The organism is Priestia abyssalis, assembly GCF_002019595.1.
GTDB classification, from domain to species: Bacteria; Bacillota; Bacilli; order Bacillales; family Bacillaceae_H; genus Bacillus_BA; species Bacillus_BA abyssalis.
On the sequence record NZ_KV917369.1, the window covers coordinates 3,807,918 to 3,821,234 of the forward strand.

At 41.7% G+C, this 13,317-nt stretch carries 10 protein-coding genes and 1 pseudogene; 5 read left to right on the forward strand and 6 right to left on the reverse strand.

Features of this window, described 5'->3' with window-relative positions:
• Positions 1-28 precede the first annotated feature (28 nt).
• The 4 genes from BK575_RS18235 to BK575_RS18250 all read right to left on the reverse strand — a co-directional run bounded on the left by BK575_RS18235 (position 29) and on the right by BK575_RS18250 (position 5,347).
• The gene (locus tag BK575_RS18235; RefSeq protein WP_078412387.1) at positions 29-1,213 is read right to left on the reverse strand and encodes a serine hydrolase domain-containing protein; all 1,185 of its coding nucleotides are present in this window, start codon (positions 1,211-1,213) and stop codon (positions 29-31) included.
• Between the two features lie 23 nt (positions 1,214-1,236).
• Positions 1,237-2,475: an MFS transporter gene (locus tag BK575_RS18240; protein WP_078412389.1), complete on the reverse strand. Its 1,239-nt coding sequence runs from the start codon at positions 2,473-2,475 to the stop codon at positions 1,237-1,239.
• 51 nt (positions 2,476-2,526) lie between these two features.
• The gene (locus tag BK575_RS18245) at positions 2,527-4,104 is read right to left on the reverse strand and encodes a class I adenylate-forming enzyme family protein (RefSeq protein ID WP_078412391.1); all 1,578 of its coding nucleotides are present in this window, start codon (positions 4,102-4,104) and stop codon (positions 2,527-2,529) included.
• Between the two features lie 67 nt (positions 4,105-4,171).
• A complete protein-coding gene (locus BK575_RS18250) occupies positions 4,172-5,347 on the reverse strand; it encodes an acyl-CoA dehydrogenase family protein (protein WP_078412393.1) in 1,176 nt (391 codons plus the stop codon).
• A gap of 175 nt (positions 5,348-5,522) precedes the next feature.
• Between BK575_RS18250 and BK575_RS18255 the strand changes: the two genes are divergently transcribed.
• Positions 5,523-6,431: a LysR family transcriptional regulator gene (locus BK575_RS18255; protein ID WP_078412395.1), complete on the forward strand. Its 909-nt coding sequence runs from the start codon at positions 5,523-5,525 to the stop codon at positions 6,429-6,431.
• Positions 6,432-6,909: 478 nt separating this feature from the next.
• Here BK575_RS18255 and BK575_RS29155 read toward each other — a convergent pair.
• Positions 6,910-6,999, reverse strand: a pseudogene (locus BK575_RS29155) (AraC family transcriptional regulator); the annotation flags it as partial.
• Between the two features lie 133 nt (positions 7,000-7,132).
• Positions 7,133-8,011 (reverse strand): LysR family transcriptional regulator, encoded by an 879-nt coding sequence (locus BK575_RS18260; protein WP_078412397.1) that lies wholly within the window; start codon positions 8,009-8,011, stop codon positions 7,133-7,135.
• 338 nt (positions 8,012-8,349) lie between these two features.
• On the opposite strand from BK575_RS18260, the gene BK575_RS18265 reads away from it, so the two are divergent.
• The 4 genes from BK575_RS18265 (at position 8,350) to BK575_RS18280 (ending at position 12,972) form a co-directional block, all read left to right on the forward strand.
• Positions 8,350-8,958, forward strand: a complete 609-nt coding sequence (locus BK575_RS18265) for a succinate dehydrogenase cytochrome b558 subunit (protein ID WP_078412399.1) — start codon at positions 8,350-8,352, stop codon at positions 8,956-8,958.
• A 29-nt stretch (positions 8,959-8,987) separates the two neighbouring features.
• Positions 8,988-10,784, forward strand: a complete 1,797-nt coding sequence (gene sdhA / locus BK575_RS18270; RefSeq protein WP_078412401.1) for a succinate dehydrogenase flavoprotein subunit — start codon at positions 8,988-8,990, stop codon at positions 10,782-10,784.
• Positions 10,785-10,799: 15 nt separating this feature from the next.
• Positions 10,800-11,561: a succinate dehydrogenase iron-sulfur subunit gene (gene sdhB, locus BK575_RS18275; protein WP_078414855.1), complete on the forward strand. Its 762-nt coding sequence runs from the start codon at positions 10,800-10,802 to the stop codon at positions 11,559-11,561.
• A gap of 163 nt (positions 11,562-11,724) precedes the next feature.
• Positions 11,725-12,972, forward strand: coding sequence for an NADP-dependent malic enzyme (locus BK575_RS18280; protein ID WP_078412403.1), 1,248 nt, complete (start codon positions 11,725-11,727; stop codon positions 12,970-12,972).
• Positions 12,973-13,317 lie beyond the last annotated feature (345 nt).

The window sequence follows — 13,317 nt, forward strand, 5'->3', positions numbered from 1 at the left end:
TAAAGCTAAAGTTTTTCCCAGCTTAATGTTACTGCTTTACTAAGTACTCTATTATCGCTTGAAACGCATCTATTCCTTCTGAATCAGGAGAATAATAGGAGGATAATTTTACAATGACTGTGTCAGCTTTTGGTGCAATGTGTATTCGTTGGTCAAACTTCCCTCGAGCTGAATATCCTCCGTATCGATCATGGCTAACCCACCACTTATTATGATAGGAGAATCCTGAAAGATAATGATAGGCACTTTCCGCAAGATATTTTCGGTTCCCACCTTTTTGAATTTCCCTAATTATATACTCTGGAATGATTTGACAGCCATTGTAGTAACCATTGTTGCGCATCATTTCGCCAAATCGTGCCAAATCACGCAATGTAGCCCGCATACCGCCGCTGGCTATATCCGTACCGATTTGATCCAAGTGTATCAAGGCGTTTTCTTCTACCCCCAATTTAGACCAGATGAAATCTTGAATTAATTCTGCTAAGTTTTTTCCTGTCAACCGTTTAACAATCCATCCTAATGTTTCTGTTTGACTATTTTCATACTTAAAAACAGTACCAGGTAGTTTATCTTTCTCGCTTGATATCATAAATTCATATAGGTTTTCTGGCCCAGTATAGTTATCAGGTTTTGGCATGGAACCGGATACAATGAAAATCGGTGTCCCGCGGCCAATCCCCATTGGCGTGTCAACTTCCATATATTTCACAGGAACTTGCATATCAAGCAAATGCTGAACAGTTCCATCACCAAGTCCTGTTCCTTTTAATTCAGGAATGTAGAAGGAAGCTTTTTGATGTAAATCCAATAATCCTTCATTAGCAAGCAAACTAACAATCAAGCCGACAAATGATTTTGTAGCAGAGTTCAATGCATGCGGCTGATACGATTTATATCCGTTAAAATAGTTCTCGTACAAAATTTCTCCTTTATGCATCACTAAAAAAGCATCTGTGTTCGTTCTTTCAAGATACGTTAATACACTTTCAGCATTATTAACGTTTATTTTTGCTAAGTCTAATGGATCTTTAGCATATGATAATGAGGTGGGCTTTTGGTTTCCTCTCCAGATAATACGGATGGGGCTTAGTTCACCACTATGACAATATTTTTGCAAGTTTTTTTTAGAAATAAACCAATTATCCTTTGTCACGATATCTTCTGTATTCGGCGGAAAAACTTCCATTTCATTCTTTGTAATGGACTGCATATAGTCCCCCCCTTTTTTCCATTTTAGTTAAAAGATTGCTCAATAAGCACATTCTCTTTTATTTCTTTGAGATTATTTTTAATTGTTAGTGCTGTAATTGCCCCTGCCAATGCAGCAACGATTAAAAACCAGGAAGCAGCAGTATAAGAGCCGTTGAAGGTAGTAAGAACAAACCCAATGACCATTGGAGAGATCCCCCCGGCAATTTGCCCTCCAAAAGAAACAAACCCTGTCACAGAACCCGTTAATTCCTTGCCTGAGTACTTAATGATCATTGTATATAGTGATGTTCCGATAAACGCGATTGAAATAGCATTAAAGGTCATATAAACAATTCCAAGGGAAACAGATGTTGCATTAAACATCAAATATAGAAAGACACTGGAAGATATTAATCCTGTTACTGCCAGGTATTTCTCTCTTCCAACCATATATTTATCCAAAATCAAGCCGCTTACATTAAACATGAGAAAGGAGGCAACGTACGGTATGGCCATCAAGGCACTTACTGATAACAATTCCAAACCTTTACTTACCCAATAAGAAGGCATCCAGGAAATCATACCCCAATTGACGATATTAGAAAAAAATTTAGTAAAGAATATCCTCCAAAAATTATTGGTTTTAAATAACATTTTATAAGGAACTTTCTTTTGATTTTGTTTCTCGTTATTTATTTGCTTATCTTCTGGGGGTTTCAGATAAATCCAAAAAGCCCATGCTATCAAAACACCTATAATACCAATGCTAATAAACATTGATCTCCATCCAAGGGAAACCACCAAAACCCCTATCGTAACGGAACCTATCGCACCACCGAACGTTTGTGCAGATAAAAAGAACGAACTTGCTCTCCCTCTTTCATTTTCAGGAAAGTTATCGGAAATCGATCGTACACTGGCAGGAAAAACACTTCCTTCCCCGACTCCAAACAGGAAACGAAACAAAAGTAGTGATGCAAATGACCAAGCAAAGCTCGTAAAAGCTGTAAAAAGCGAAAAAGTTAGGATGGAGAAGACTAATACTTTCCGTGAACCGTACTTATCTGTAAGCCACCCTCCTAATGGGTGCATGAGGGCGTAGCTGAAAAAGAAGATACTTAATACCAGTCCTGACTCAAAAGAGTTAAGCTGCAGGTCTTTCTGAATCGGAATAATTGCTACGTTAATGGACGCTTTATCAATGTAACTTAATGTCATTCCGATAAACAAAAGAAGGATAATAGTGGTTTTACGCTTTTTATTGGTCGCATATACTTGCATTCCATTCGCTCCTTTTTGAAGTATCGATGTCCTCCCCCTGTTGAAGTTTTACTAATTTACCAGACGTGCTGTCCCTTCCCAGAAAGGTTTTTTCAGCTCTTTCTTGTCAATCTTTCCTACCATTGTTAGCGGTAATGACGTTTCAAAATAGATCTCTTTTGGGACCATGTAGACAGAGGTTCGTTCTTTACAGAATTCAATCAACTCCTCCTTCGAGCAGGTTTCACCCTCACGAAGTACTACAAATATACAGACCGCTTCTCCCCAACCAGCATGTGGTATACCAATGCATGCGCTCATCGCTACTGCAGGGTGCTTGTTGATAACTCTTTCCACTTCAGCCGGATATACATTGAATCCGCCAGAAATAATCATATCCTTTTTACGTTCGATAATATGAAGAAAACCATGCTTATCCAGTTTGCCAATATCTCCCGTATAAAACCAACCGTCACGATATGCCTCTTCGGTAAGGTCGGGTCTTTTGTAATAACCGACAGAGACAGAAGGGGTTTTGACAGCAATTTCTCCCGACTGCAATGGTTCCACGTCATAGCCATTATTATCAACCAAGCGAATTTGGGTCAGCATGCATGGTTTTCCGCAGCTCTTTAACACGTCAGGATCGTTCTCGTGCGCCCAGAGATGATCACTTTTTGTGAGTCTAGCAATTAAAATACTGCATTCTGTCATCCCATACTGCTGCCTTAAAATAGGACCAAAGATCGTAAATGCTTCTTTTAGACGTTCTGTAGAGATCGGGGATGAACCATAATTAATGTTGCGCAATGAACTCACGTCGTAGCTTTTTTTCTTGGCCTCATCAATTAAGCGGTAAATAATAGTTGGAACAACAAAAGTACTTGTAATCCGCGCTGCTTGAACAGTCTGCAAAAACACTTCCGGATGAAACGCCTTCATAATATAGACATGGCAGCCGGATACTAATGACCGCTGTAGCAATACACCTGCAGCATGAATAAGAGGTGTACAAAGTAGTACCTTGTCTTGATCATCGTACGGATATTCTATACATGAAGCCATGAGTGAGGCTCCAAAGCCTTGCTGAGAATGCATTACCCCTTTTGGTGTTCCTGTTGTACCACCGGTATACGATATGGTTGCTAAATCATCCATTGAGGCAACAGGGAATGCCATGCTGCCTTTTTTATCATCCAAATCGAAAGAATAGAATTCTTCCGGATATTCAACACCGAAGCCTGGAAGACCAATAACAGTTACCTTTTTTTTATCTACCTCTTTTTGATAATCAAGCACAGACTCTACATGTTTTTGGGTTGCCATAATAATCACTTGGGGCTCGGCATCTCTCAAGATAAAATCAATCTCTCTAACGCCCAGCTTATCATTTAATGGAATAACGGTTGCCCCGCATCGACTTACAGCAAGATTATATATGACATTTTCAATGCTATTTGGAATTAGAATCGCAACATGGGTTCCGAGTTGTACGCCACGCCGAATTAACTGGTTGGCTGCCGTTTCCACCTTATCCCGTAATTCCTTATAGGTGATGGTTTCATTTGTTTCTACACAAGTAAGTGCCGGCTGGAAATCAAATTTGTTTATACTATTGAACAGAAAAGCCTGATAGGTTAAATTATCCATGAAAAATTCCTCTCCCTAGTAATATACGAAAATCATGCTTTTTAATATTCAGTCGAATCTATCACCTTTATTTTTCCAACAATTCTTTGGCAATCATGTTTTTCTGAATTTCAGATGAACCGGTCAAAATTCTAAACATCCGTACGTCTCTGTACATTTTCTCGACAGGATGTCCTTTCATTAACCCTTGCCCGCCAAAGATTTGAACAGCCTTGTCGGCAACTCGATTAGCAACCTCAGAGGAATACAGTTTTACCATGGATGAAGCCCCTCTCACCTCTTCACCATGATCGATTTTTTCGATTACATCGTAGAGCATGCAACGTGCAGCGTATATTTCAGTCGCCATCTCCGCTATCATATGTTGAATTGCTTGAAATTCTCCAATTGGTCGGCCGAACTGGACCCTCTGCTTGGCATAATCGATAGATAAATCTAAAAGCCGTTGTGCCACACCAAGGTAGGTAGCCCCCCAAGAGGCCCGATTTTCATTTATTCTGCTCAGTCCCAGCATCAACCCTTTGCCTGGTTGACCGAGAATATTAGCAGCTGGGACTCGGCATTGATTAAAGATAAGCTCCGCCGTGCTCCGTTCTCCGGAAATCGGCACTTGAATTTTTCCCAATTCAAAACCTGGTCTTCCCTGCGATTTTTTCTCCACAATAAAAGCAGTAACTCTTTCAGCGCCTTCCTCAACGATCTCTTTAGCAATAACAATGGCCCAATCTGCATAAGGGGCTGCACTAATAAAATGCTTTTTACCATGTAAAATGTAGTCATCACCGTCTCGTACTGCCGTCGTTTGAATGGCATGAGCATCTGATCCTGCTCCGGGTTCTGACAACGCAAAACAACAGCCCGCTTCTGCATTAATCACTGGCATTACATACCTTGTTATTTGATCCGAAGTAAATATTTTTAACATCTGGCCAATACGCAAAGGTCCGCCTATTTCACCTAATACATGCCCCCATAATGCCGCCCCTGATTTTGCCAGTTCCTCCTTTAAGATACATAGTCCCTTCAGGCTAAGTGATTGTCCCCCTGCCTCCTTAGGAAGATTGATGCCATAAAACCCAAGCTCCTTCGATCGCTTTCTGACCCATTTAATCTGTTCTATCCGAATCTCTTTTTCTGAGTTAATTTCGTGTTCTCTTTCAAACGGTAGCAATTCGTTATAAATGAACTGACGCAGCCTCTCCCTTAAATGTTCAATATTCTCGATTTGTACTGTTTCATGCATACTTTACTCCTTTCCAAAACATTTTCTCACCGCTTTAGAAAACGTTTTCAATTATCCTGTTTTTATTTGAATAGTTTTAATATTCTTAAATTTATTTTAAATATGGTTGAAAATAAAGTAAAATAGCTATATATCATATATACTTGAACTAAATTCATACAAAGGAGGGAACGATGTGCATCTAGAACAATTAAAATATATTGTTGAAGTAGCTAAAACACGTTCTATTTCCATGGCTGCACAAAATCTTCATGTTTCCCAATCTACCATTAGTAAGGCAATTACCAGTTTAGAACAAGAATTAAGCATTCAATTGTTTACACGTTCACGGTTGGGCGCCCTGCCAACAGCAGAGGGTAAAAACATTATTAAAAAAGCGTATGAAATTGTCGTGAAGCTTGAAGAAATACAAGAAGAAGCACAAGAGCAAACATCGTTAATAAACGGAGAATTAAATATATCGGCCAGCCCCAGCTTATTCATGCCAATATTACTCAAAACGCTAGCAAACTTTAAAAAAGACTATCCTAACTGCCGTATTGTCATAACCGAAAAAAAGTCACCAAATATTATTGAAGATGTTATCCAAGGGAAGATTGACATCGGATTAGCCATGCTTGATGAAATCGATTGGAGTGCACATGAAGAGCTGGTTTTCGAAACCTTATTAGAAGGGAAAATCATGGTATGTGTCAGCAAACATTCTCCATTCGCATTCAGTGACCATATATCTCCTGAGGAGCTGATCAATGAAACGGTAGTGATGTATGATGGGGAAATATGGAAAGATTCCATTTCTATATATATGAATAAATACGGACCGATGAATATTTTATTTGCTTCTAACAATACCGAAGTCATCAAAAAAGCCGTTTCGGAAGGATTAGCAATGGGTTTTTTGATAGATATAGCACTAAAAGATGACCATTATGTAAAAAGTGGAGAAATTATCCCCATACCATTAATAAATTTTGAATCCAACCATCGATCCTTCGGATGGTTACGGTCAAAGAAAAAACATTTTTCTTTAGTAGCCAGAGAGTTTTTAAAATACCTCAAATTATATATCTCCAAAGTAGAATGAGGTGTCACCATTATTCGGTAACCCCCTGTTGAAATTACATAAAAGTTTTAAGAACAACAAGCTACTAAGGACTATTTAATATTGTAAATGTAGTAAATTCAAGGTATCTATATACATTCTACTTAATAACTCGACATATCTTCCTCTCATCGAAGGATGCCACAATTAGTCATCCAGACAACTTGAATTGTCCCTCAAGGGCTTGCCTATACGGGTGGCACCAACCCCTTAAGGCGGGTGTCAGCCGCTTAGGTCTAGAAAATTTGACATGGCCGTTCTTTCGTCATGTCGAATTTTCTAAATCGATTTATATATATTAATTATAAATGCTTTTCTTATTGAGCTCCGCTTGTTTCAATAAAAAAGCATCCCTTCTTAAAGGAATGCCCCCGTTACTTTAAGTTCAATCATTCATATTAAGAACAGAAAGTGAAAAAGAGTTGCCGAAATAACTCAGCGTATATACCTAATACCTTATTTACTGTTTCAAAACTGGAATCCAAATTTCACTTTTTACAGTGGGTGACGTTAAATCTTTGCTTTTGATAGATAAGATTTCTGGCCCTTCACTGATAGAAGTTTCCTTTATATATAAGCACTTTCTCGACAATCTGAAAATGGCCCGCCAATAGACGGTCCATTTTCAGATTGTTGTTAAGGTTAGCTGAATAACGAACTCCAGATACAGGTCTCCCCTGTAATCATTTCGCAAAATAATTGATGATAAATTGCTGGAACCGTTTGGCTGATGGTGATAGGTATCTTCCCTCCAACCAAGCCAGCCCGATGACTCGCTGGCAATTCGGTGACTGTACGCGAATCCGGGATATTTTATCCCAATCGATTCCTTTAAAATCCGGTATGAGTGTGACGCCAAGTCCAGCGGTAACAAACGCAACAATCGTGTGTACCTCCGCCCCCTCAAATGTTACTTTTGGACTTATTCCCGCCTCATGAAACAATTGATCCGTAATTCCCCGAAGCCCATTTCCTTTTTCTAAAAGAACGAACGGTTCATCTGCAATCTCTTGCAGCGTAACGCTTTCATAATGGGCCAAGCGGTGATGGGAGGGAACGATAATAAATAATTCTTCACTCCACAATTCAATCCATTGAACCTGCGGGTTATCTTCTATTGAAGAAACAAGGCAGAAATCAATCTCACCTGATTCTAGTTGTGCCAGAAGTGAATCATTTGCATTTTGCTTGAAGCGAAAGTTGACATTTGGATAATCAACCTGAAAAGAGCTGATCAAGTTAGGAATCAGATAGGTGCCGAGAGTAGGCATAAACCCAAAAGATACTTCTCCATATCCCGGATCAAGCAAGTCCTGAATCTCCTGCTTCCCTTCTTGAAATTCTTTCATGATGCGGTCCACCCGTTTCAAAAATAATTCGCCATAATGATTTAATCTAATTGTACGTCCTTGACGTTCAAATAATGGGACCCCTAATTCTTCCTCTAATCTAGCAATGGAACGACTTAGAGCCGGCTGGGAAATAGATAAAGTTTCCGCGGCGCGTGTGATGTGCTGCATACGAGCAACGACTTGGAAGTATTCGAATTGCTGCCATTCCATTTACTATTCACCTCTTGGTTCTATATTTTTTTTAATAACTCGACACATCTTTATTCCATTAAAAAGCATGACAGTCATTATTCAGCCCCCTTGAATGTGCCCGCAAGGGGGGTGTCATCCGCTTAGGCCTAGAAGATTGGCCATGGCCGCTCTTTGGTCATGTCCAATCTTCTAAATCGACCTATACATAACTGAGACGCATGAAAACTATGCAAATAATAAATTAGACATTATCATTTGTCAACCATATGATAGTACGTATAGAAAAACTTTAACTGCGAAGGAATTAGCTATAATTCACGATCAAAACATGTATCTATCAAAAGGGGGTTTAATGTATGGCAGCAAACAAGGAGTTTTTCAATCGCAGACTGCATTCATTGTTAGGTGTCATTCCGGTAGGGATTTTCCTGATCCAGCACTTAGTGGTGAACCATTTTGCGACAAGAGGACCTGAGGCGTTTAATAATGCTTCCCATTTCATGGAGAGCTTGCCTTTTCGCTACGCATTAGAGACATTCATTATTTTCTTACCGATTTTATTTCATGCTATTTACGGACTGTATATTGCCTTCACGGCGAAGAATAACGTGAGCAATTATGGCTATTTCCGAAACTGGATGTTCCTGCTTCAGCGTGTTTCAGGGGTAGTCACTCTGATTTTTATCGCCTGGCACGTATGGGAAACGAGAATTCAAGTATTCTTCGGAGCAGAAGTCAACTATGAAATGATGGCGAATATCGTCGATAATCCTGCCATGTTAGCGTTCTATATTGTCGGAATTTTATCCACCGTCTTCCATTTTGCGAATGGTTTATGGACGTTCGGCGTAAGCTGGGGACTGACAGTCACTCCTCGTTCTCAACGCATTTCAACGTATGTGACATTAGGAATCTTCGTAGCATTGGCGTTCGTCGGTGTTCGTGCTATTTTGGCGTTTGCATAATCTGATAGTTGTAAAGGAGCGGGGTTACGATGAGTAAAGGGAGAATTATCGTCGTTGGCGGCGGTTTAGCAGGCCTGATGGCCACGATTAAAATTGCAGAGGCAGGAAAGCAAGCGGATTTATTTTCACTTGTTCCGGTAAAACGATCTCACTCGGTCTGTGCGCAAGGCGGTATTAACGGTGCGGTCAATACAAAAGGGGAAGGAGATTCTCCTTGGGAACACTTTGATGATACGGTGTACGGCGGTGACTTCTTGGCAAACCAGCCTCCGGTCAAAGCGATGTGTGAAGCAGCGCCTGGCATTATTCACTTATTAGACCGGATGGGGGTTATGTTTAACCGTACGCCGGAAGGATTGCTTGATTTCCGCCGCTTTGGTGGAACACAGCATCACCGTACCGCATTCGCCGGAGCAACAACTGGACAACAGTTGCTTTATGCGTTGGATGAACAAGTTCGCCGTCATGAAGTAGCGGGGCTTGTAACGAAGTATGAAGGATGGGAATTTTTAGGGGTTATTTTAGATGACGACGGTACCTGTCGCGGAATCATGGCCCAAAACCTGCAAACGATGGAAATCCAATCGTTCCCGGCAGATGCGGTTATCATGGCTACCGGAGGACCTGGTATCATTTTCGGTAAGTCTACTAACTCTGTCATCAATACGGGTTCAGCTGCATCGATCGTGTATCAGCAAGGGGTTTATTATGCGAACGGTGAGTTCATTCAAATTCACCCGACAGCGATCCCTGGAGATGATAAGCTTCGCTTAATGAGTGAATCGGCTCGTGGAGAAGGCGGCCGCGTTTGGACGTATAAAGATGGAAAACCTTGGTATTTCTTAGAAGAAAAATATCCAGCATACGGAAACTTAGTACCGCGTGATATTGCGACACGTGAGATCTTCGACGTTTGTGTCGCTCAAAAACTAGGTATCAACGGTGAAAACATGGTTTACCTGGATCTTTCCCATAAAGATCCGAAGGAGCTTGACATCAAGCTTGGCGGAATCATTGAAATCTATGAAAAATTCATGGGTGATGATCCGCGCAAAGTTCCAATGAAAATCTTCCCTGCGGTCCACTATTCAATGGGCGGTCTATGGGTAGATTATGATCAAATGACAAACATTCCGGGGCTTTTCGCTGCCGGTGAATGTGATTACTCGCAGCACGGAGCGAACCGTTTAGGAGCGAACTCTTTACTATCGGCCATTTACGGCGGTATGGTAGCGGGGCCGAATGCCGTTCGATATATTAATGGATTAGAAAAGAGCGCTGATGCGCTTCCGTCCAGCTTGTTCGAACGCCATGTACAGCAAGAACAGGAAAAATGGAATCAAATCATGTCGTTAGATGGCAATGAAAATGCCTACGTTCTTCATAAAGAGCTTGGAGAGTGGATGACCGATAATGTAACCGTTGTTCGCTATAACGATAAGTTATTGAAGACGGATGAAAAAATCCAAGAGCTGATGGAACGTTTCGACCGCATCAATATTAACGATACAGCAAAATGGAGCAACCAGGGGGCTACCTTCACCCGCCAATTGAAAAACATGCTTGAACTTTCACGTGTCGTGACATTGGGTGCTTACAACCGGAACGAGAGCCGCGGCGCCCACTACAAGCCGGAATTCCCGGATCGTAATGATGAGGAGTTCTTAAAGACAACGATGGCAAGCTTTGCCGGAGAAAAAGCGGCACCAGCTTTCCATTACGAAGAAGTGGATGTGTCGTTGATCAAGCCTCGTAAGCGTGACTATACAAAGAAAAAAGATGAAAAGAAAGCCGCAACGGAGAAAAAAGAAGAGGGGGTTCGTTAAGCCATGAGTACGACTATGAGTGCACAAAAAACGGTAAAGTTCATCATCACTCGTCAAGATGGACCGGAAGGTTCTTCTTATGAACAAGAATTTGAAATCCCTTATCGTCCAAACATGAACGTCATTTCGGCGCTCATGGAAATTCGACGCAACCCTGTTGATGCAAGAGGCAACCAAACGACACCGATCACATGGGACATGAACTGCTTAGAGGAAGTATGCGGAGCCTGTTCGATGGTGATCAACGGCAAGCCGCGCCAGTCCTGTACAGCGCTTGTCGATCAATTGGAACAGCCGATTCGCCTTCAGCCGATGAAAACATTCCCGGTCGTTCGTGACTTGCAAGTTGACAGAAGCCGCATGTTTGATGCGTTAAAACGCGTGAAAGCATGGGTTCCAATCGACGGCACGTATGATCTTGGACCGGGACCGCGTATGCCTGAACGCAAACGCCAATGGGCTTATGAGTTGTCAAAATGTATGACGTGCGGGGTCTGCCTGGAATCTTGTCCGAACGTCAATAGTAAATCCGACTTTATCGGACCAGCCCCATTATCACAAGTTCGTCTGTTTAATGCTCATCCAACAGGCGCAATGCATAAAGGAGAGCGCTTGGAGACGATTATGGGAGACGGCGGCCTAGCCAATTGCGGGAACTCGCAAAACTGTGTGCAGTCTTGTCCGAAAGGGATTCCGTTAACGACATCAATTGCGGCATTAAACCGTGATACAACGATTCAAGCATTCCGTAATTTCTTCGGAAGCGATCAAGCATAACGAAAAGTCCCTTCATCCAGATATAAGCTTTACACCTTTTCAGTGGACACGCTTTGAACTGCCCCCACTTACTAGTGGTCTGCTCCTTGTCTATCCCTCGGAGTGGGGGTATTTTTTCGGAAAAAGATAAAAAATTCTAATACATAAAAGGAAGAGATACGATATGTCTAATTTACGTGAAGAAGCATTAAAAATGCACAAAGAAAATCGAGGAAAACTAGGTGTCCACTCAAAAGTCGCCGTACGCGATGCAAATGATTTAAGTCTTGCTTATTCACCAGGTGTTGCAGAACCCTGCCTGGACATTCATGAAGACGAAAGCAAAGTATATGATTACACGATAAAAGGAAATCTAGTCGCTGTCGTTTCAGACGGAACAGCTGTATTGGGCCTTGGAAACATTGGACCGAAAGCTGCCATGCCGGTTATGGAAGGAAAAGCATTGTTATTCAAGTCATTTGCAGACGTCGATGCGTTCCCTATTTGCCTCGATACGACAGACCCGGATAAAATTGTCGAAGTCGTCAAACTAATGTCCCCTACTTTCGGCGGGATAAACCTGGAAGACATCGCAGCACCGCAATGCTTTGAAATTGAGAATCGCTTACGAAAAGAATGTGAGATTCCCGTTTTCCATGATGATCAACATGGGACAGCGATTGTAACTGCTGCAGGGTTAATTAACGCTCTGAAGCTTGCTGACAAGAAACTCGAAGATATTCGCGTCGTGGCAAATGGTGCTGGAGCGGCCGGTGTGGCGATTGTGAAGCTCTTGCTTCATATGGGTGTAAAAGATGTGATTTTATGTGATACAAAAGGAATCATCTATGAAGGACGCCCTGTCGGCATGAATCCATTTAAAGAAGAAATGGCCCGCATCACCAATAAAGAACAAAAACAAGGGACATTAGCCGATGCTCTTGCCGGAGCAGATGTATTTGTTGGTGTATCAGCTGCAGGTGCCGTAACAAAAGACATGGTTCGTTCGATGAATGAAAACCCTATTATTTTTGCAATGGCTAATCCAGTACCAGAAATCATGCCGGAAGATGCAAAAGAAGCCGGAGCACTGGTCATTGGGACAGGACGCTCGGACTTCCCGAATCAGGTAAATAACGTGTTGGCATTCCCTGGCATTTTCCGAGGCGCTTTAGACGTTCATGCAAAAGAAATCAATGAAGAAATGAAGTTGGCAGCCGTTTATGCCATTGCCGGCTTAATCTCGGATGAAGACCTTCATGCCGATTATGTCATCCCAGATCCATTTGACCGACGAGTAGCGGCCCATGTCGCAGCAGCGGTTGCCAGCGCTGCAATGGAGACAGGTGTGGCCCAAAAACTTGTGAATGCTGAAGACGTGAAAAAACGTTTATTGACATTAACGGAAAAAGAACAACCTGCTCTAATATAGATCGATTTAGAATATTCGTCATGACCAAAGAACGGTCATGACGAATATTCTAGACCTAAGCGGCTGTCGCTCCCCTTGCGGGGTTGGCGTCATCCTCATCGGCGAACCCTTGAGAGTCTATTCAAGTTGCCTGGATGTCCAATGGTGAATGCCCCTCGACGGAATGAGGATGTGTCGCGTTATTAAGTAGAATATATAGTATATAATCCTAACCTGCGATAGACTCAGATTTCGTCTTATTCACAAAAATCTATTTTAAAGCCTAGATTCTATTAGGATCAGGCTTTTTTCTATGAATATGACATATCCCCTCCTCCCCTTTCGCTGCTTGGAGCCTCCTTATGT

Coding starts and splice junctions, on each gene's coding strand:
- BK575_RS18235 (WP_078412387.1), bottom strand. CDS start 1,213: ATGCAGTCCATTACAAAGAATGAAATGGAAGTTTTTCCGCCGAATACA.
- BK575_RS18240 (WP_078412389.1), bottom strand. CDS start 2,475: ATGCAAGTATATGCGACCAATAAAAAGCGTAAAACCACTATTATCCTT.
- BK575_RS18245 (WP_078412391.1), bottom strand. CDS start 4,104: ATGGATAATTTAACCTATCAGGCTTTTCTGTTCAATAGTATAAACAAA.
- BK575_RS18250 (WP_078412393.1), bottom strand. CDS start 5,347: ATGCATGAAACAGTACAAATCGAGAATATTGAACATTTAAGGGAGAGG.
- BK575_RS18260 (WP_078412397.1), bottom strand. CDS start 8,011: ATGGAATGGCAGCAATTCGAATACTTCCAAGTCGTTGCTCGTATGCAG.
- BK575_RS18265 (WP_078412399.1), top strand. CDS start 8,350: ATGGCAGCAAACAAGGAGTTTTTCAATCGCAGACTGCATTCATTGTTA.
- sdhA (WP_078412401.1), top strand. CDS start 8,988: ATGAGTAAAGGGAGAATTATCGTCGTTGGCGGCGGTTTAGCAGGCCTG.
- sdhB (WP_078414855.1), top strand. CDS start 10,800: ATGAGTGCACAAAAAACGGTAAAGTTCATCATCACTCGTCAAGATGGA.
- BK575_RS18280 (WP_078412403.1), top strand. CDS start 11,725: ATGTCTAATTTACGTGAAGAAGCATTAAAAATGCACAAAGAAAATCGA.